This is a genomic window from Streptomyces sp. NPDC088730 (assembly GCF_044751215.1).
Classification (GTDB): domain Bacteria; phylum Actinomycetota; class Actinomycetes; order Streptomycetales; family Streptomycetaceae; genus Streptomyces.
In genome coordinates, this window is sequence record NZ_JBIVLK010000002.1 from 361692 (window position 1) to 380042 (window position 18351).

The window sequence follows — 18351 nt, forward strand, 5'->3', positions numbered from 1 at the left end:
GCAATGGCCGACGAGAACACCCCTGCCCCCGTGACACCGGAAGAGGTTCCGCCCGTCGAGGGCGTGGGCATGCGTGTCGAGCCCGTCGGGCTCGAGACGGAGATGCAGCGCTCCTACCTCGACTACGCGATGTCCGTCATCGTGTCGCGTGCCCTGCCCGACGTGCGGGACGGCCTCAAGCCCGTCCACCGCCGGGTGCTGTACGCGATGTACGACGGCGGCTACCGGCCCGAGAAGGGCTTCTACAAGTGCGCCCGCGTCGTCGGTGACGTCATGGGTACGTACCACCCGCACGGCGACTCCTCGATCTACGACGCCCTGGTGCGCCTGGCGCAGCACTGGTCGATGCGCATGCCGCTGGTCGACTCCAACGGCAACTTCGGTTCCCCGGGCAACGACCCGGCCGCCGCCATGCGGTACACCGAGTGCAAGATGATGCCGCTGTCCATGGAGATGGTCCGCGACATCGACGAGGAGACCGTCGACTTCCAGGACAACTACGACGGCCGCAACCAGGAGCCGACGGTCCTGCCGGCGCGCTTCCCGAACCTGCTGGTGAACGGTTCCGCGGGCATCGCGGTCGGCATGGCGACCAACATCCCGCCGCACAACCTGCGCGAGGTCGCCTCCGGTGCGCAGTGGTACCTGGAGCACCCGGAGGCCTCGCAGGAGGAGCTCCTGGAAGCCCTGATCGAGCGGATCAAGGGCCCGGACTTCCCGACCGGCGCCCTCGTCGTGGGCCGCAAGGGCATCGAGGAGGCGTACCGCACGGGCCGTGGCTCGATCACGATGCGCGCGGTCGTGGCGGTCGAGGAGATCCAGAACCGCCAGTGCCTGGTGGTCACGGAGCTTCCGTACCAGACCAACCCCGACAACCTCGCGCAGAAGATCGCCGACCTGGTCAAGGACGGCAAGGTCGGCGGGATCGCCGACGTCCGTGACGAGACCTCGTCGCGCACCGGGCAGCGCCTGGTCGTCGTGCTCAAGCGGGACGCGGTCGCCAAGGTCGTCCTGAACAACCTGTACAAGCACACCGACCTGCAGTCCAACTTCGGCGCCAACATGCTGGCGCTGGTGGACGGGGTGCCGCGCACCCTGTCGATCGACGCGTTCATCCGCCACTGGGTGACGCACCAGATCGAGGTCATCGTCCGGCGCACGCGGTTCCGGCTGCGCAAGGCGGAGGAGCGGGCGCACATCCTGCGCGGCCTGCTCAAGGCCCTGGACGCCATCGACGAGGTCATCGCCCTCATCCGGCGCAGCAACACCGTGGAGATCGCGCGGGAGGGCCTGATGGGCCTCCTGGAGATCGACGAGATCCAGGCGAACGCGATCCTGGAGATGCAGCTGCGCCGGCTGGCCGCGCTGGAGCACCAGAAGATCACCGCCGAGCACGACGAGCTCCAGGCGAAGATCAACGAGTACAACGCGATCCTGTCCTCGCCCGAGCGGCAGCGGCAGATCGTCAGCGAGGAGCTGGCGGCGATCGTCGACAAGTTCGGCGACGACCGGCGCTCCAAGCTGGTGCCCTTCGACGGTGACATGTCCGTGGAGGACCTGATCGCCGAGGAGGACATCGTCGTCACGATCTCCCGCGGCGGCTATGTGAAGCGCACGAAGACCGAGGACTACCGCTCGCAGAAGCGCGGCGGCAAGGGCGTACGCGGCACGAAGCTGAAGCAGGACGACATCGTCGACCACTTCTTCGTGTCGACGACGCACCACTGGCTGCTGTTCTTCACGAACAAGGGCCGGGTCTACCGGGCGAAGGCGTACGAGCTCCCGGACGCGGGCCGTGACGCACGCGGTCAGCACGTCGCCAACCTGCTGGCTTTCCAGCCGGACGAACAGATCGCGCAGATCCTGGCGATCCGCGACTACGACGCCGCGCCCTACCTGATCCTCGCCACGAAGGGCGGTCTCGTGAAGAAGACCGCGCTCAAGGACTACGACTCCCCGCGCTCCGGTGGCGTCATCGCCATCAACCTGCGCGAGACGCCGGACGGCTCGGACGACGAGCTGATCGGCGCGGAGCTGGTGTCGTCCGAGGACGATCTGCTGCTCATCAGCAAGAAGGCCCAGTCGATCAGGTTCACCGCGACGGACGACGCGCTGCGCCCGATGGGCCGTGCCACCTCGGGCGTCAAGGGCATGAGTTTCCGCGAGGGAGACGAACTCCTCTCGATGAATGTCGTCAGGCCCGGTACTTTCGTGTTCACTGCCACTGACGGCGGGTACGCGAAGCGGACCCCCGTCGACGAGTACCGCGTCCAGGGTCGCGGCGGCCTGGGCATCAAGGCCGCCAAGATCGTGGAGGACCGGGGCTCGCTGGTCGGTGCGCTGGTGGTCGAGGCTACGGATGAGATCCTTGCCATCACGCTCGGCGGTGGTGTGATTCGTACGCGAGTCAATGAAGTCAGGGAGACGGGCCGTGACACCATGGGCGTCCAACTGATCAACCTGGGCAAGCGTGATGCCGTCGTCGGCATCGCTCGTAACGCCGAGGCGGGTCGTGAGGCCGAAGAGGTCGACGGTCCCGTCGACGCCGACGGCGATACGGCCGAGGCAGTGACAGCTGAGGCCGAGACGGCCGACGCGACTGGTGAGAGCACTGTCGAGGGCACGACGTCCTCGACCGGGGAGCACGAGGAGTAGAGCGTGAGTGGAGCCACGGGCGCCGGTTCGGCCGCTTCCGGAGCCGGCGCGAACGGTGCCCGTGGCCCTGCCACGGACTCCCAAGGGGGCACTGTGACGGATACCCGGGGTCCTCAACCCCAGTACGAGGGCTACGCGGCCGGGCCCCTGCCCGGCGAGCGTGAGCCCGCAACGGGCCAGGCGGGGCCTTACCACCCGCCGCAGGCCTACCCCTCGCCTCCGGGCGGGACGCACGGGGGCCGCCCCCAGGGGGCCCAGCAGGGCGCGGGCCCGGCTCAGGCGGCCCGCAAGCCGCGGACGGGGGCGCGGACCACTCCGCGTACCCGTAAGGCGCGTCTGCGGGTGGCCAAGGCCGATCCGTGGTCGGTGATGAAGGTCAGCTTCCTGCTGTCCATCGCACTCGGCATCTGCACGGTGGTGGCATCGGCGGTCCTGTGGATGGTGATGGACGCGATGGGCGTCTTCTCCACCGTGGGCGGCACGATCAGCGAGGCGACCGGCTCCAACGAGGGCAGCGGCTTCGACCTGCAGTCGTTCCTCTCGCTGCCCAGGGTCCTCATCTTCACGTCGGTCATCGCCGTGATCGATGTGGTGCTGGCGACCGCGCTGGCGACGCTGGGCGCCTTCATCTACAACTTGTCGGCCGGCTTCGTGGGCGGTGTCGAGCTCACGCTGGCCGAGGACGAGTAGCGGCGCATCTATCGATTTTGGGACTGGCCCCGACGTGCGCTAATCTTCTTCACGTCAGCGCGACACAAAAGCGCGGCGGGGCTATAGCTCAGTTGGTTAGAGCGCATCCCTGATAAGGATGAGGCCACAGGTTCAAATCCTGTTAGCCCCACAGCAGTAGACAGCAGTTCAGAAGGCCGGTAGATCCCAGGATCTACCGGCCTTCTGCTTTTGTTGATCCTGTTACCCCGCTACTGCTCCGTAGCTTCCCTCCACCCTCCCGCCAAGGGTGAGTGGATCTAGCTCATATATCGAACGAGTTATCGAATCTAGGGCAACGGTAGTCATGGACGCGACATGTCGCTTCCTGACCTCTCGCGGGCTTGACGCGCCCCGCGACACGAGGAGGTCAGCCGTGGGCGCGGACGACCAGCGTGCCGATCTTGCGGCGGCCGGACGGCGCCGGCACGAGGCGCGCGCCCGCCGCGGTGAAGCCGTGCTCGGTGAGGGTCTCCACCCAGCGATCCGGCTCGTAGTCCCAGCGCTTCACGACCAGCGGGTCCTCGTCCTCGGACCGGTTGATGTACGAGGCCTGGCACCCATAGCAGCCCTCGATCGGAGGGCGATGGGAGAAGGCGAAGACCCCGCCCGGCCGAAGGCGCCGACGGATCGCGGGCAGCAGCACGGCCGGGTCGGTGAACCATGCGGCCCCGAACACGGAGAACACGGCGTCGAATTGCTCGCCACCCTCCTTGAGGTACCGGGTCGCGTCCGTGCGGTGGAGAACCATGCCGGTGTCGGACCAGCGTGCTTCGGCGGCCTTGATCTGGGCGAGTGAGATGTCGACACCAACGGCGCGAGCGCCGAGGGCAGTGATGTGGGCGAGATTCCCGCCCTTGCCGCAGCCCAGGTCGAGGACGGACGCTTCCGTCTTCGGGGCCAACGTCCTGGCCGGGATGGCTCGCCAGATGCTCTACCGAGACCGGGCTCACGACGCGCTCCAGCTGATCCACCTCGCCCAGGAGGGCGCCCGCGACGTCATCGGCCCCCGGGCCCGCGCCATGCTCCACACCCGCGAGGCATGGGCCTACGCCGCGCAGGGCCGCATCGCCGGATTCCGCAGGGCCACCGCGAAAGCAGCCGAGGACATCGCCATCGCGAGCACGGACGACGAGCCTTACTGGATCGCCTACTTCGACGAGGCCGAACTCGCGGGCGTCACCGGGGGCCGTCTCCTCGACCTCGCCCGCACCGACCCACGCCGACATGCCACCAGGCAGCCAACGAAATCCGGACTGCCTTGGCATCGCGCGGCCCCGAGGCCGGGCGCTCCCATGCCCTCGACCGCATCGGCCTGGCCGAATGCCAGTTCCTCGCCGGCGACATCCGGTCGGCCGCCGCCGAAACAACCCTCGCGGTGCAGGCCGCGCGGGGAACACAGTCGGGGCGTCTCCGGACGCAGCTCGGGCAGCTGTACCCCTACACCGTGTGACACAGCGCCTCGCGCCCGGTGCGTGAGGCGCGGGATGGTATCCGCGACTTGCTGTCGAGCTGAGGGACGGGCGGATGACGACACTTGCCGTGACCGGGCACATGGACCTGACCGACGAGAGCGTGCCCCTGGTGCGCGCCGCGCTGCGCGAGCTGCTCTCCGCGTACAGCGAGGACCTGACTGGGATCTCGTGCATCGCGGCCGGGGCTGACAGTCTCTTCGCGGAGGAGGTCACCGCGCTCGGAGGCCGCCTCATTGCTGTGATCCCCTCCAGCGACTACCGCGCCGCGAAAGTGAAGCCGGAGCACGCAGCCGTCTTCGATCACCTGGTAGAGGCAGCCGAAGACGTCGTGACGCTGCCGCACGAGACCGCGAATCGGGCGGCCTACGAGGCGGCGAACAGTGAGCTCCTGCGCCGTGTCGACCGCCTCGTCGCCGTGTGGGACGGTACGCCTCCATCCGGCAAGGGCGGAGGCACGGCGGACACCGTGGTGCAGGCCCAGGAGGCGGGGCTGGCGGTGGACGTGGTCTGGCCGCAGGGGGCCACACGGCGTGGCTGACCCCGGACACAACAGTGCCCCCTGCCGCCGGCCGAAGCCGGGGCAGGGGGCACTGCGTCTCACGAACGACGACGGTCAGGTGGTAGGGCGAAGAGGACTCGTGCTCGGACTGGGAGACGCCGGCTCGGCATCCAGACCTGGGTCAACCAGCTGCACGACAAGAACGGCGGACCGCTCGCCGCCTCCTCCGTAATGAAGGTGTTCCAGATCCTCGACCGGATGCTCGAAGCGGCGAAGCGGGACCGGCGCGTCCCCTTCAACCCGGCCGAGGGGGTCAAGCTGCCGAAGGGGAAGAAGAAGCCCCGAGGATAGGCGGCCTCCGTCGCACGCGCAGCTGTGACTGATCCGAGCCCACCTGCCCGGCTACATGCACACCTTGCAGATCGTGGCCCAGGAGACCGGTCTCCGCTGGGGCGAGCTCGCAGGCCTGCGCTGGTGCAACGTCGACTTCGGCCGCCGGGTCATCCCTGTTCGCGAGGCTGACAGAGGTGAGGGGGGAAGATCAGGCGGAAGGCCTGCCCGAAGTCGGGTTCTGGCACAACTTCTGTGGTGGGGTCACCGCGCGTGAGTGGCAGTCATGGCGTCGGCGAGCTGTGTGACAGGGTCATCGGCGATCTGGTGACGGGACCGCTGGGTGGGCCAGGTGGAGAACGCGTCGTCCGGCCAGCGCGGGACTACGTGGAAGTGCAGGTGGGGTACTGACTGCTCAGATCCCGGTCCGCTGGCGTTCAGGACGTTGACGCCTCCGGCCTTCAACGCGGTCCGCATTGCCGCGGCAACCTGCTGGACCAGTGCCATCGTGTGTGCCAAGTCCTCCGGAGGAACGTCGAAGATGTCCGCCCAGTGGGCGGTGGGAATCACCAGGGTGTGACCTGGCGCGAGGGAATTCAGCGGAGCGAACGCACTGGCCACGGGCCCGCGCGCCACCCACCGTGCGGCATCGCCCCGGATCAGGTGGCAGAAGGTACAGTCCATACGTTCCGACCCTGCCAGAACCAGCACGGTCCCTGCCAGCCGTTTCCCGAGCCTTTCGTTCACTGTCTGCGACCAGTCCACAGAAGTTGTGCCGGAACCCGAAGTCGGACGCCGGACTGCGCACGGTGCCGATCACCGGCCTCGCCCTACGCGTGCTCCGCGAGCTCTTGGCCGACGAGCCCGAGGCCAGTACCGAACGATCCGAACCCGAGGCCGGTCTCTGCGAGAACGAGCTCGTGTTCCACGGGAGGAACAAGGTCCGGCGCGGATCGAAGAAGGCCGGGACCGCGGGCGAGCCGTACCGGGCGCCGCTCCGCCGCTCCGCATTCCGGCGGCTGTGTACGGACGCCCTCACCCAGTCCGGTGTCGGCCGGATGAAGACGAAGAAGGTCACGGCCGAAGAGAGGGACGCGGAGACCGGCCGCACGCGGAAGGTAGAGAAGGAGCGGACGGATTGGTGGCCGGCCTTCCACGACCAGCGCCACTCGTTCGCGTCCCGGCTGCACGATCGCGGTGTTCCGGAGGTGATCGCGCAGGAGATCCTCGGGCACGAGCGGGCTGGCAAGGTCACCTGGCTCTACACCCACGCCGCGGCCGACTACGCGGGCCAGGTCCTCGCAGCCTTGGAGGACAAGAAGCCGGGCCGGACAGGCACGAGGAAGCCGCTGCGCCTGGTCGCGCGATTTCCGAAACTGCCGTTCGGTGAAAGGTGTTGGCCTCTACGGTCCAACTCATGCACCTTGACGCTGAACACCTAGTGCTCTCCTCACGTAAGTGGATGGACGCAGCGTTCACAGCCTTCGCTGATGGCCCGTCGTCGGAAGGGATGGCGGTCCATCACGCTGGGGTGGCCACGGAGCATTTGCTGAAGGCGTTCCTGGCGAGGATCCATCCGTCGTTGATCGTCGAAGGGAAGGATTTCAACTCACTCCTCTACGCGGCGGGACAGGGCGGGCTTGTCCAGGTACGAGGCTCACGCGTCAAGACCATTCAGCTCGGTGAGGCGTACGAGCGGGTGACCAGGATCCTGCCGGGCAAGATTCCTCCACGCCCTCAGAGCAGGGAGCCGTGGCCTCTCGCCGATGCGCGCAACGGCGTCGCCCACGCCGGGTACCACGACCGAGGGGAGGTCATTGCGGTCTTCGTCAGCTGCATCAAGGTGATTGACCCCCTGCTCGTCGAGCTCGGCATCAGCGCTGGCTACTGGCACCCTCACGAGGCGATGCACGACAAGCTGCTTCAGGAGGAGGGAGAGGCGGCTCGGGTTCGGCTGGAGCAGAAGCTCGCCAGGGCCCGGCGAGTCTTCCTTGAACGGTATGGGCACTTCAATGAGAGGGATCGGAAGCTCGTGCTGACCACTGTCATTCGCACGGTCGGTCCAGGACACCTCGACACTTTCTCGGCGCACGAAGTCTGTCAGGCGTGCTCGTCGCAGGGCTACTTGATGGGTAGAAGCTTCGTGGACCGCGAGAAGTGGACCGTCATGCTGACGCCGCAGATCTTTCGGTGCTTCGTCTGCGAACTGCGTGTCGAGTCCGGAGAGCTCGCTTTACTGCCAGAGCCTCTTGGAGGCGACGTCGATTTGGAGATTGAGGTCGAGGACTACTACGGCGAGTTCGAACCCGACCCGGACTTTGAGGAAGAAGATGATGAGCCGGATGAGGGTGTGGACGCGCGACTCTGAGCGCCCTTGCGGTCGGCTGCTACGGCGGAGCACGCCGTGACTACCCCAGAAGTACCCCAGCAGCCGAGTAAGCCGGGGGAGGGCCTGTGAACGCTTGTGGATGTAGATCCATGTAGGGCCTGGTGGGGCGGGTACCGGCGGTGACCTGGGGGTCTCCTCTGTATAGGGCCGGGTCCTGATAAGGATGAGGCCACAGGTTCAAATCCTGTTAGCCCCACAGCGACAAACAGAAGGCCCGGTCTCTCTTCGGAGAGACCGGGCCTTCTGCGTGGGCAGGGTGCGGTGTTGGGGGTCGAAGGGGCCGGAGGGCCGGGGGCGCTACGGAGGTGCGGGCTCGCTCCGGTTGTGCGGGGCTTGTTCCGGTAGTAGGGGGCTCGCTCCGGTGGTGCGGGCGTGCTCCGGCGGTAGCGGCCCGCTCCGGTGGTGTCGGTCCGCGTGCCGCTCCGCTCCGGTCGCGTCGTCGGGGCGGGCGTGCCGGGTGCGCCAGGTGCGCCGGTCCGGTACGGAGGTGACTGCTGTGGGGTGACCGGCTGTGGGGCGGGCGCACGGGAAAGCCCCCGTCCGGTGTGAACCGGCCCGGGGGCTCTGGGAGTCAGGTGCGCCGCTCTCAGGGGGGCAGCAGGGACGCGTCCCCCGCCGGGGCTCCGTGTGAGGCGCGAGCGGTGCTGGTGGTGTTCGTCGTGTTCGTGGTGTCCGTGGTGTCGGCGGACAGATGGCGGGTGGCGGGTGAGGAGCCGTGTGCCTCGGCGCGGATGCGCTGCTTCATCGTGGGTGGCAGCGACCGGTCACGCGGAAGGGTCCATCGCACCGACGGGGTGGTCGCGGTTGCCGCGGTCGCACCCGTGTGCTTGTGGGTCGTGGTCGCCGGCTCCGTGACCGTGGCTTCCGTGGCCGAAGCGGTGGAACCCGCGAGGCCCAGTGCCGCGAGAAGTGCGAAGAACGCGGTGATGAAGGCAGTCCAGATGTTCTTGGCCCGGTAGGTGCTCATGGCCCCTCACTCACTTTCAGGTGGTCCGTTTTGCTTACCTTCCTGATGATGTGGATCCGGAGCGCGATTTCACGGACCGACGCCGCCGATGTGCCGATGTTCAGATGAACACCACTCGTATGGTGCAACCGGCCCCGATCGGCCGGGGCCGGGCCCTTTTCCGGCCGTCGGTGACGGTGCGACGGCGGGGTGGTGACAGGGTGTCGGCGGGGGTGACCCGATCCTCAGACGATCGCTTTTCCGCAGGCCCCAGTTGGGTTGCGGGGAGGTCACCGGTCGATATCGGCCGGTGTGTATAGTCGGGCGGCAGAAGTCCCCTACGCCAACGAAAGACGAGGTCGCGCGGTGAAGAAGCTTCTCCTGGTCGCACTGGCCGCCATCGGCGGGCTCCTCGTGTACCGCCAGATCCAGGCGGATCGCGCCGAGCAGGATCTGTGGACGGAGGCGACTGACTCCGTACCCGCAGGTTCGGGTGTGTGAGACAGAACAGCCTGTTTGCGAGCCCCGGTCGCCTGAGCGGCCGGGGCTTCGTGCTGTTGCGGGACCGTGACACCTGTGCTCTTGAGTTCACCTACGCAAATCAATAGGTTGCTTGAGCAAAGAAGCCGGGAATTCGGTCTGGGGGAACGGATGAGGGCTGGCAGCCACCGCCGCACGGTACGGGCGGGGACATTGATCGGCGGGGCGCTGTTCGCCCTGGTGGCGGGTGCGCTGCCGGCCGTGGCGGCGCCCGGGGAGACCAGGGCCGCGGATGTGGCCGCATCCGGCGGGAGCGGCAGCCTGGTCATGGTGCTCGACTCGTCCGGTTCCATGGGGGACGACGACGGTACGGGCCGGACCCGGATGGAGAGCGCCCGCGCGGCCGTCGGCACGGTCGTGGACGCCCTTCCCGAGGGTCATCCGACGGGCCTGCGGGTGTACGGCGCCGACCGGTCGCAGGGCTGCACGGACACCCGCCTCGTGCGCCCCGTGCGGAAGCTCGACCGGACCGCGCTGAAGCGGGCGGTCGCAGCCGTACGCCCCAGGGGCGACACCCCCATCGGCCTGTCGCTGCGGAAGGCGGCGCGGGATCTGCCGCGGCCCGCGGCCGGCGCCGTCGGCACACGCACCGTCCTGCTGATCTCCGACGGAGAGGACAACTGCGGTACGCCGCAGCCCTGCGAGGCCGCCGGGCAGCTCGGCAAGGAGGGCGTCGGGCTGCGGATCGACACCGTCGGCTTCCAGGTGAGGGGCGCGGCCCGCGAGCAGCTCGAATGCGTCGCGCAGGCGGGCAACGGGCGTTACTACGACGCCCCGGACGCCGAGGCGCTGGCCCGTCAGCTCCAGCGCGCCGCGCAGCTCTCCGCCGACGGGTACCGCTTCCGGGGCGAGCGGGTGACGGGCGCGGCCACGGCGGGCCGGGCCCCCGCGCTGGTACCGGGCCAGTACCTGGACACCATCGGGCCGGGCGAGAAGCGGTACTACTCGGTGGATCTGGACGCGGTGTCCACGGCGGACTTCGCGGCGACGGCGGTGCCGCAGCCGGGCGCGGCCGTCGACACGTTCGACGCGCTGAGCACCAGGATCGAGTACGACGAGCACGGCTCCTGCGGGACTGACACCGCGCGCTTCCTGCAGAAGGAGGGGGCGGCCCCGCTGACGTCGGCGGTCGCCCGGATCCGCTCGGAGGAGGGAACCCGCACCTGTGACCGTGCGGGCCGCTACCGGCTGGTGGTGGAGCGGCAGAGCAAGAAGGGCTCCGACGCCGCGCGCTGGCCGCTGGAGCTCGTGTACGGGGTCGAGGCGCCGCTCGACCAGGGCGTGACGCCCGCCCAGTCGCAGGCGGAGTACGGCCGGGGCGGCAGGGAGGCCGTGCTGCCGACGGACGATCCCCGCGATGTGCGGGGCGGCACCGGCTTCAACGACGCCCGGAGGATCGGGCAGGGCGTCTGGCGCGACCGGATCCTGCCGTCCCAGACGCTCTGGTACAAGGTCCCGGCCGGCTGGGGCCAGCAGGTGCGCTACGACGTGGAGTTCGCCAACGAGCCCACCGTGAAGGGGGCCGCCGCCACGTACTCCTACGGGGCGACGCAGCTCTACACCCCGGCACGTCATCCCCTTGCCGGAGGAGGCGAGTTCACCTCGGCCACGATGTACGACGGGCGGCCCTCGGCGCTTGCGATGGGCGGTGTCCCGGTCTCCTGGACCAACCGCTACGAGGACCGGGGCAATGTCCAGCCGGTGCACGCCGGAGGCGGCTTCTACATCTCGGTGACGCTGGGCGCGCGGGCCGCCGAGATCGCGGAGAACCCGCGGATCGGCCTGGTGCTGCGGGTGTCGGTGCTCGGTGCGGAACGGACCGGTCCGCAGCACGGGGCGCCCGTGGCCGCCGGACCCGGCGGCGGTACCGGCAACGACCCGCACAGGAAGGGCGAGTCGGCCGCCTCCGCAGACAGCGGTGGTGCTGGAGGGGCAGGATGGACCGGCATCGCGGCTGCTGCCGGGGCGGCCGTCATGGCTGTGCTCATCGCCGTGTTCGTATATGTACGCAACCGCCGCGGGGCAGCCGCACGGACGACGAGGGGAAGCGCGTGATGAGGCAGCGCAGCAGGGGCCGGGCGCTACTGGCCGCGGTCGCGGCGGTGTGCGCGGTGGCAGCGCTGCCGGGGCAGGCGTACGGAGCCGGCGCGGCAGCCTCGTACGCCTTCGAACCGGAGGCTAAGGCGGTCAGCGGCACCGAGGTCAATACCGATGCGAACGAGCTCACGGCCGGTTCGGTCTACCGGAGTTCGATCGGGTTCGGCCAGAAGCTGTACTACCGGCTGAACCTGAAGGCGACGACGAACGCGTACGTCTCGGCCGTCGTCGTGCCCAAGGACGGCGGCAAGGTCGCCTACGGGGACGGCATCTCGATCAGCGTCAGGGACAAGTCGGACCTGGCGTGCAGCTCGGAGAGCGCCCGCTTCGGTTCCGCGGAGTACCCGCGCCCCATCGCCGCCTACGCCTACCGCAACGTGGACAAGGACAGCAGCAGCTGCCAGGGCGCCGGTGTGTACAACGTCCTGATCGAGCGCGAGAGCAAGGACACCTCGGGGCGCGGGGAGTGGGAGCTGGAGATCCGGTACGCCTCGGAGCCGGAGCCCGCGAAGAACAGCGCGACGCCGACCGAGGCGCCGGAGGACTGGCCGTCCGCGTCACCGGAGCCGCCCGAGGTGGCGAAGGACAACCGCAGGCACGGCGGCAGCAGTTACTACGAAGCGACGAGCCTGCAGACCGGTGAGTGGAAGGACCAGGTCAAGCCCGGCCAGACGCTCTTCTACCGGGTTCCGGTGGACTGGGGGCAGCAGATCTTCGCCACCGCCGCGCTCGGCAACAGCACCGTCCCGGACGCGGACGAGTACGTCAGCGGCGCGCTCGCCCTGTCCCTGGACAATCCGGCGCACGGCCATGTCGACGACGCGTCCCCGATGTCCTACTCGGGCAAACCGGCCTCGGTCTCCCTGGACCCGGTGCCTCCGGTGGCGTACGAGAACAGGCTCGCCTCCGACACCGGCGTCAGCGCGATGCGCTTCGCGGGCTGGTACTACCTGTCCGTCACGCTGAGCCCGGAGGTCGCCAAGGCCTACGGTTCCAAGCCGTTCCCGCTGACTCTCACGGTCAACGTCAAGGGCGACGCCGGGAAGACGCCGTACGCGGGCGACGCCGGGATCTTCGGTGTCTCGCAGGGCGACAAGGACATGGCGAGGAGTGGCCAGAGCGGCGCCCAGGCCGCCGAGAGCAAGAGCGGCAACATGAAGCTGCTCGGCGCGGCCGGCATCGGCGCGGGCGCTGTGCTGGTGCTCGGGCTCGGCGCGTGGATGCTGCTCGCCCGGCGCGGGCAGGCAGCGGCCGCGGCGCCGGCCGGGCCGGCCGACGGCGGGCAGCAGCATCCGTACGGAGGCCCGCCGCAGGCCTGGTAGCGGGGACGGGGCGCGGCGCCCGCCGCGCCCCGTCCGGCAGTCGGAGCCGAGCCGACCGTCAGGCCTGGGTCAGGGCCCAGATCCCCACGGCGAAGCAGATCAGCGCCACCAGCAACACCGGGACCGCCACCTTCGTGGGCGGTCCCGGCCGCTTTCGCGGGGCGGGTGGCGCGATGTGCGCAGGGGGCATGAGCCGCGACGACGGCGACTGCGCGTAGTGCGGCGGCGCCCCCGCACCGGCAACTCCCGGTCCGGGAGCGGGAACCTGCGACGGCTGAGCGGTGTACGGACGAGTGAGAGCTTGTTCGTGCCGCACCGCTGCCGTGGGCGCCTGTGAGGGGTTCGGCGCGGCGGGGAAGGGGGATGCCGCATGCGCCGGATGCTGCGGGGCGGGGATGCCGGGAGGGACGGCCGGAGCGCCGGGCCGCACCGCTTGGTGAGCGGCGGGAGCGGCGTGCTGCGGCGCCTGGGGCGCGGAGTTGGGGTGCTGCGGGGGTGGCGGGAGGTGGAAGCTGCCCGTCTCCGACATCGAGGTCGGAGACGGCGCGTACGACTGCTCCGGGTGCTGCCGGCCCGTGTGCTGTTGGCCTGCCTCCTGCCGACCTGTCCCCTGCCCCGGTACCTGCGCTGCCTGTCCCTGTCCCTGTCCCTGTCCCTGTCCCTGAGCCTGTCCGGTCGGGGAGTCGGGGCTGCCGGGCTGCTGCGGGGCGGGTGCCGGGCCAGTGGGGCCGAAGCCATCGGGCAGTGGGCCGATCTGGTCGAAGACCTCCACCGGCTCGTCCTCCGCGCCGGGCTCGGGCAGCATCTCGACGGCGGCGGTCAGCGCCTTGCGCGCGCCCGTGGCCGTACGGAAGCGGGCCTGCGGGTCCGGCTGCAGCAGCCCCGCGAGCACCTGCCAGAGAGGCTCGGGGATGCCCTGCGGGGCGCTGGGTGTGCCGTGCGCGGCGAAGTGCTCGATGAGCGCCTGCGCGTCGGGCTTCTTCCCCTGGAGCAGGTACAGGGCGACGAGGCCGACCGCGAAGAGGTCCGCGGGGAAGTCCGGCTCCGCGCCCATCATCTGCTCGGGGGCGAAGTAACCCGGCGTCCCCACCACGTAGTTGGTCTCGGTGAGGCGCGGTTCACCCTTGCGCATGGAGATGCCGAAGTCGGACAGCCGCAGGTGCGGCCGGCCGGTGCCGGTGGCCTCCATGAGGATGTTGGCGGGCTTGATGTCCCGGTGCACGACCCCCTCGGCATGCACCGTCGACAGCCCGGACAGCAACTGGTCGAGCAGGGTGCAGACGAACCGAGGGGGGAGCGGGCCGTAGTCACCGATGACATGGGCCAGCGAACCGCCGGTGACGAGGTCCATGGTGAACAGGACCTTGTCGTCGTCCGCGGCCCAGCTGGCCGGAGCGAGTACATGCGGATGCTCGATCCGCAGGGCCTGTTCGCGGACGAAGCGCAGCAGCGTGTGCGCGTCGCTCTGCTGGAGGACCTTGGCCGCCACATAGCGGCGGCGCCGGTGGTCCCAGGCACGCCAGACGGCCCCGACCCCACCACGTCCGATCGGATCGATCAGCTCGTACCGACCAGCGAAGACCTCACCCATTGCGCTGCGCTCGCTCCCCGTTCCTGCTCTCGGCCGGCGCGTGTGCCCCGTGCCCGGATCCTGCCGTCGCCCGGCCGGTTGCCCGGACTAGCTCTGGTGTCCCTCGTAGTGCGCCACCGCGTCCGCGGTGCGTCCCGCTCCGTACACCTTGAGGAACTCTGCCAGTTCCGGGTGGGTCGGGGCGAGGGAGTCCGCAGCATCGATGATGTCACCGGCCGCCGCGACGGACCGCAGCAGCGACTGGATCTCGCGGACCACGCGACGTACGGTGGGCGCCCCGCTGGTCGAAGACGTCTGGCCCGTCCCGGTGAGCACGGAGCCGCCCTGGGACTTCTTGATCTCTTCCATCCGGTCGGTGGCCTCTCCCGCGCTGACACTGCCGTCCGCGACCTGACTGGCCAGCTCCTGGAGCGCCTGGACGCGCTGCACCACTGCCGGGTTGCCGATCTTCGCCCGCTGACCGCTCATGAGCTGGGAGAGCATGGGAGCGGACAGTCCGAGTACCGCCGCCAGCCGTGCCTGGTTCAGGCCCAGATCATCGATCAGCCGACGGAAGAGCGCCCCCAGCGGTTCCCCGTACCAACTGCGCTGAAGTTCCCTGGCTCTGGCTGTCGCCTCTTGCTGTGCCGCGTCCATAGCGTCTCCCCTTCGCTGAGGCTTCGCTGCTGCGAACCCCGACGAGCATCTTACGGAGCGTGGTCGTCGACCGGGAGCCCCAATTTTTGGAGGATTCGGGGGATCAGCGGGTACTCTGGTCTGCGGCGGTGACCACAATGCCGGTGCGTCCGGTGGTGCCCGCTATCCGGGGCCTTAGCTCAGTTGGTAGAGCGCTGCCTTTGCAAGGCAGATGTCAGGAGTTCGAATCTCCTAGGCTCCACCCGCAAACACCCCTCTGACCTGCGAATACGCGGTCAGAGGGGTGTTTTTTTCGTACCCGTACCCGGACTTCTGCCCGTGCCCGTATCCGGCATCGGCGAGGGCGTCGACGCGGTCCTTGACCGAGTCGCAGCCGGCGTATGCGGGTGGCGGGGACCGGGCGGGGTGGCCGGTGGCGTCGAGGGCCTGCTCCGCGACGGTCCAGGTGCCGGGTCTGCCGATGTCGACGTGGGAGACGGAGCCGAGGAGGTGGTTCGCCGTCCGGTCATGGGTGAACGGGACCGTGACAGTGGTGGCGGGGGCCAGGTGCGCCCGGATCCACAGCGGTGTTGGGAGGAGGACCGCGGTGTACGTGGCGAGGGTGGCGGCCAACTGCGCGACCGGGTCCAGGCGGTGGTCCTCGCCTACGAGACCGGGCTGGTCAGGGCTGGGGGCGGGGACGGGATGTCGTGACGGGTGCGCGGACCGGTGCGTGGTGCGCGCTGCGCTCCTTCGCCGTGCGCCGGCCGGTCAGCTGCTGCGGGTGCGCGGGCCGTTGTACTGCTCGGCGGTGACGTGCTCAAGCCACGTGGTCTCCGGCCGGTCGTCGCCGGCCGAAGTGCCCTCCCACAGGGCGAGGTGCTCCATGAAGCGGTCCTCGGTGGCGCCGTGCCAGTGCTCCTCACCGGGCGGACAGGTCACGGTCTCGCCGGGGCGGGTTTCGAGGACGGTGCCGTCGCGGGTGCCGATCAGGGCGATACCGGCGACGACGTGGAGGGTCTGGCCGACGGCGTGATGGTGCCATGCGGTGCGGGCTCCGGGGGCGAAGCGGACCATGTTGGCGCGCAGCCGGGAGGGTTCCTGGCCGGCGTGGATGACGTCGAACCAGACGTCGCCGTTGAACGAGGCCTCCGGGCCCTTGCCGGTGGGCTGCGGTGTCACGAATTCCATGCGGTGCTCCCTGGTGGGACGGGCGGGGCGGGTCAGACGCTCTCGTCGTGGGAGAGGCCGGATCCCAGGGCACGGGAGGCGGTGGCCTGGGCGGTGATCTCCCTGCCCTTGGCCTCTGCGGTGGGGATGGCGTCGTCCCCGGCGACGAATCGCAGCGGCGGCTGCTCCAGGCCGATGACCTCGATCAGGGCGTCGGCGAGCTTGCCGGGGTCACCGTCCTGCCTGCCGTTCATCGACTGCCACATCTTCTTGGTCTCGGCGGTGCGCTCGGCGTAGTCGTCGAGGGACAGCTCGGCCCAGCTGGTGGAGGCGTCCACCAGCAGCTCGGTCCGGAAGAAGCCGGGCTCGACGATCGTGGTGCCGATGCCGAACGGTTCGAGGTCGTGGCGCAGCGACTCCATCCAGCCTTCGAGGCCGAACTTGGAGGCGGCGTAGGCGACGCAGAACTCCTGGCCGACCAGACCGGCGATCGAGGAGACGGTCATGACGTGCCCCGAGCGCTGGGCGCGCATGACGGGCAGGACGGCGCGGGTGACGTTCATCGGACCGAACAGGTTCGTCTCGATCTGTGCCCGCATCTGGGCGTCCGAGATCTCCTCGAAGTAGCCGGCCTGGAACATCGCGGCGTTGTTGACGAGTACGTCGATCCGGCCGAACCCCGCGGTGGCGGCCTCGACCGCGGCACGGGCGGCGTCCGGGTCCGTGATGTCCAGGGCGACGGTGAGGAGGCTGTCGCGCTCGCCGCCGAGGGCGTCGAGGACCTTCTGCGGGTCGCGGCCGGTGGCCACGACCCGGTGGCCGGCTTTCAGGGCCCGGCGGGCGATTTCGGTGCCCAGGCCGCGTCCGGCACCGGTAAGGAAAATGACCTTGCTCATGGGAAGTGCTTCCTTGAAGGGCTCGGGAAGAAGGAGTCCCGTACGGCACAGCGTGCGACAAAGGGCGGGCCGTGCGGCGAAGGACTCGGACGTGTGTCATCCGGTGACGTCATTCACCTTGGCATCCGCGTGTGTGCCGGAAAAGAGGAGACTTTCCTCCTGGGCGGAAAACATCCTGGGACAGATTCCTCCCCCTCAGGCGCGGCGCCCTTCCTGCCAGAATGGGTGCATGAGTCCACAGCCGCATCTCAACGAGCTGGGCGAGTTCCTCAAGTCCCGTCGCGCCGAGCTGACCCCCCGCGCGGCGGGGCTGCCCGAGAGCGGACGGCCGCGCAGGGTGAGCGGGCTGCGAAGGGAAGAGGTCGCGCAGCTCGCGGCGATCTCCACCGACTACTACACCCGGTTGGAACAGGGCCGGATGCCGGCTTCGGCGCCCGTCCTGAAGGCGGTTGCCGAGGCGCTGCAGCTGGACGAGGACCAGCGGCGCTACCTGTTCGGTCTGGCCGGGAAGGAAGTCGTCCGGCCGCGCCGCCGGGCCATGCAGAGGGTCCAGCCGCAATTGCGCAGGGTCCTGGACGACCTCACGTCCACCCCGGCGATCGTCATGGGACGGCGAATGGACGTCATTGCCTGGAATTCTCTGGCAGGGGCACTGGTCACCGACTTCGGCGCCGTTCCGGAGAAGCGCAGAAACTACGTGCACATTCTTTTCACCGATCCGGTGATGCGCACCCTCTACGCCGACTGGAAAAGCGTTGCCCGCACGGCCGTCGCGCAATTGCGCATGGAGGCGGCGAAGTATCCGGACGATCCCCGGCTGACGGCCCTGGTCGGGGAACTCTCCGTGCGGGACGCGGACTTCCGCCAGTGGTGGGCGGCTCACCATGTCGCCACGCTGAGCGTGGGCACCAAGGTGCTGGACCACCCCGTCGTCGGCGAGCTCAGCCTGGACTGGGACACCCTGACCGCCAGCACCGATCCCGACCAGCGGCTGGTCGTGTGGACGGCGGAGGCCGGCTCCCCCACGCACGAGCGGCTGCGCATCCTGGCCTCCTGGGCCGCCGCGCAGCACGTGCCCGTCGCGGACCAGGACGACTGACGGGCGCCGGAAGACCTCA

General features: G+C 69.4%; 18 protein-coding genes, 2 tRNA genes and 1 pseudogene. 13 read left to right on the top strand and 8 right to left on the bottom strand.

From position 1 onward, the window contains the following. Positions 1-3 precede the first annotated feature (3 nt). From gyrA to ACIP89_RS08345, 3 genes are all read left to right on the top strand, one after another. Positions 4-2655, top strand: coding sequence for a DNA gyrase subunit A (gene gyrA, locus ACIP89_RS08335; protein WP_401924976.1), 2652 nt, complete (start codon positions 4-6; stop codon positions 2653-2655). A gap of 93 nt (positions 2656-2748) precedes the next feature. Next, positions 2749-3345, top strand: a complete 597-nt coding sequence (locus ACIP89_RS08340) for a DUF3566 domain-containing protein (protein WP_402113811.1) — start codon at positions 2749-2751, stop codon at positions 3343-3345. A gap of 77 nt (positions 3346-3422) precedes the next feature. Further along, positions 3423-3496, top strand: a tRNA-Ile gene (locus ACIP89_RS08345). A 237-nt stretch (positions 3497-3733) separates the two neighbouring features. Here the strand turns inward: ACIP89_RS08345 and ACIP89_RS08350 are convergent. Beyond that, complete coding sequence (locus ACIP89_RS08350) at positions 3734-4267, bottom strand: class I SAM-dependent methyltransferase (RefSeq protein ID WP_402113814.1); 534 nt, start codon at positions 4265-4267, stop codon at positions 3734-3736. Between the two features lie 357 nt (positions 4268-4624). On the opposite strand from ACIP89_RS08350, the gene ACIP89_RS08355 reads away from it, so the two are divergent. Together ACIP89_RS08355 and ACIP89_RS08360 are read left to right on the top strand one after the other, a co-directional pair. Continuing rightward, positions 4625-4816, top strand: a complete 192-nt coding sequence (locus ACIP89_RS08355; protein WP_402113816.1) for a hypothetical protein — start codon at positions 4625-4627, stop codon at positions 4814-4816. 74 nt (positions 4817-4890) lie between these two features. Further along, positions 4891-5376 carry a hypothetical protein gene (locus ACIP89_RS08360; RefSeq protein WP_402113818.1) on the top strand — a complete coding sequence of 162 codons (486 nt, stop codon included), beginning with the start codon at positions 4891-4893 and terminating at the stop codon, positions 5374-5376. 555 nt (positions 5377-5931) lie between these two features. Here ACIP89_RS08360 and ACIP89_RS08365 read toward each other — a convergent pair. Next, on the bottom strand, positions 5932-6351 hold the full coding sequence (locus tag ACIP89_RS08365) for an HIT domain-containing protein (protein WP_327336316.1): 420 nt from the start codon (positions 6349-6351) through the stop codon (positions 5932-5934). 86 nt (positions 6352-6437) lie between these two features. Here ACIP89_RS08365 and ACIP89_RS08370 point away from each other — a divergent pair, with 86 nt between their 5' ends. Both ACIP89_RS08370 and ACIP89_RS08375 read left to right on the top strand, forming a co-directional pair. Next, positions 6438-7109, top strand: a complete 672-nt coding sequence (locus tag ACIP89_RS08370) for a tyrosine-type recombinase/integrase (RefSeq protein WP_402113820.1) — start codon at positions 6438-6440, stop codon at positions 7107-7109. Then, positions 7085-8035 (top strand): hypothetical protein, encoded by a 951-nt coding sequence (locus ACIP89_RS08375; protein WP_402113821.1) that lies wholly within the window; start codon positions 7085-7087, stop codon positions 8033-8035. Before ACIP89_RS08370 ends, ACIP89_RS08375 begins: the two co-directional genes overlap by 25 nt. Before the next feature lie 607 nt (positions 8036-8642). On the opposite strand, the gene ACIP89_RS08380 is transcribed toward ACIP89_RS08375, so the two are convergent. Further along, positions 8643-9023 carry a DUF6344 domain-containing protein gene (locus tag ACIP89_RS08380; RefSeq protein WP_401924958.1) on the bottom strand — a complete coding sequence of 127 codons (381 nt, stop codon included), beginning with the start codon at positions 9021-9023 and terminating at the stop codon, positions 8643-8645. 345 nt (positions 9024-9368) lie between these two features. On the opposite strand from ACIP89_RS08380, the gene ACIP89_RS08385 reads away from it, so the two are divergent. From ACIP89_RS08385 to ACIP89_RS08395, 3 genes are all read left to right on the top strand, one after another. Beyond that, positions 9369-9503, top strand: coding sequence for a DLW-39 family protein (locus ACIP89_RS08385; protein WP_003958712.1), 135 nt, complete (start codon positions 9369-9371; stop codon positions 9501-9503). 150 nt (positions 9504-9653) lie between these two features. Further along, positions 9654-11597 carry a VWA domain-containing protein gene (locus tag ACIP89_RS08390; RefSeq protein ID WP_402113823.1) on the top strand — a complete coding sequence of 648 codons (1944 nt, stop codon included), beginning with the start codon at positions 9654-9656 and terminating at the stop codon, positions 11595-11597. Next, entirely contained in the window at positions 11597-12961 is a 1365-nt protein-coding gene (locus ACIP89_RS08395) for a hypothetical protein (RefSeq protein ID WP_402113826.1), read from the top strand. Before ACIP89_RS08390 ends, ACIP89_RS08395 begins: the two co-directional genes overlap by 1 nt. Before the next feature lie 58 nt (positions 12962-13019). Here the strand turns inward: ACIP89_RS08395 and ACIP89_RS08400 are convergent, their stop codons facing one another. Then, the gene (locus tag ACIP89_RS08400; protein WP_402113828.1) at positions 13020-14552 is read right to left on the bottom strand and encodes a serine/threonine protein kinase; all 1533 of its coding nucleotides are present in this window, start codon (positions 14550-14552) and stop codon (positions 13020-13022) included. 87 nt (positions 14553-14639) lie between these two features. Continuing rightward, positions 14640-15188 carry a transcriptional regulator gene (locus ACIP89_RS08405; RefSeq protein ID WP_024489493.1) on the bottom strand — a complete coding sequence of 183 codons (549 nt, stop codon included), beginning with the start codon at positions 15186-15188 and terminating at the stop codon, positions 14640-14642. Positions 15189-15356: 168 nt separating this feature from the next. On the opposite strand from ACIP89_RS08405, the gene ACIP89_RS08410 reads away from it, so the two are divergent. After that, a tRNA-Ala gene (locus ACIP89_RS08410) sits at positions 15357-15429 on the top strand. Here ACIP89_RS08410 and ACIP89_RS08415 read toward each other — a convergent pair. Continuing rightward, on the bottom strand, positions 15420-15800 hold the full coding sequence (locus ACIP89_RS08415) for a hypothetical protein (protein WP_402114601.1): 381 nt from the start codon (positions 15798-15800) through the stop codon (positions 15420-15422). The genes ACIP89_RS08410 and ACIP89_RS08415 overlap by 10 nt on opposite strands. On the opposite strand from ACIP89_RS08415, the pseudogene ACIP89_RS08420 reads away from it, so the two are divergent. Beyond that, positions 15801-15881 (top strand): annotated as a pseudogene (locus ACIP89_RS08420) (DNA-binding response regulator); the annotation flags it as partial. It lies immediately after the preceding gene. A gap of 57 nt (positions 15882-15938) precedes the next feature. Here ACIP89_RS08420 and ACIP89_RS08425 read toward each other — a convergent pair. Both ACIP89_RS08425 and ACIP89_RS08430 read right to left on the bottom strand, forming a co-directional pair. Further along, complete coding sequence (locus tag ACIP89_RS08425; protein WP_402113830.1) at positions 15939-16358, bottom strand: cupin domain-containing protein; 420 nt, start codon at positions 16356-16358, stop codon at positions 15939-15941. A 32-nt stretch (positions 16359-16390) separates the two neighbouring features. Then, positions 16391-17233, bottom strand: a complete 843-nt coding sequence (locus tag ACIP89_RS08430) for an SDR family oxidoreductase (RefSeq protein ID WP_402113833.1) — start codon at positions 17231-17233, stop codon at positions 16391-16393. A gap of 229 nt (positions 17234-17462) precedes the next feature. Here ACIP89_RS08430 and ACIP89_RS08435 point away from each other — a divergent pair, with 229 nt between their 5' ends. After that, entirely contained in the window at positions 17463-18332 is an 870-nt protein-coding gene (locus tag ACIP89_RS08435) for a helix-turn-helix domain-containing protein (RefSeq protein WP_402113834.1), read from the top strand. Positions 18333-18351: the final 19 nt, after the last annotated feature.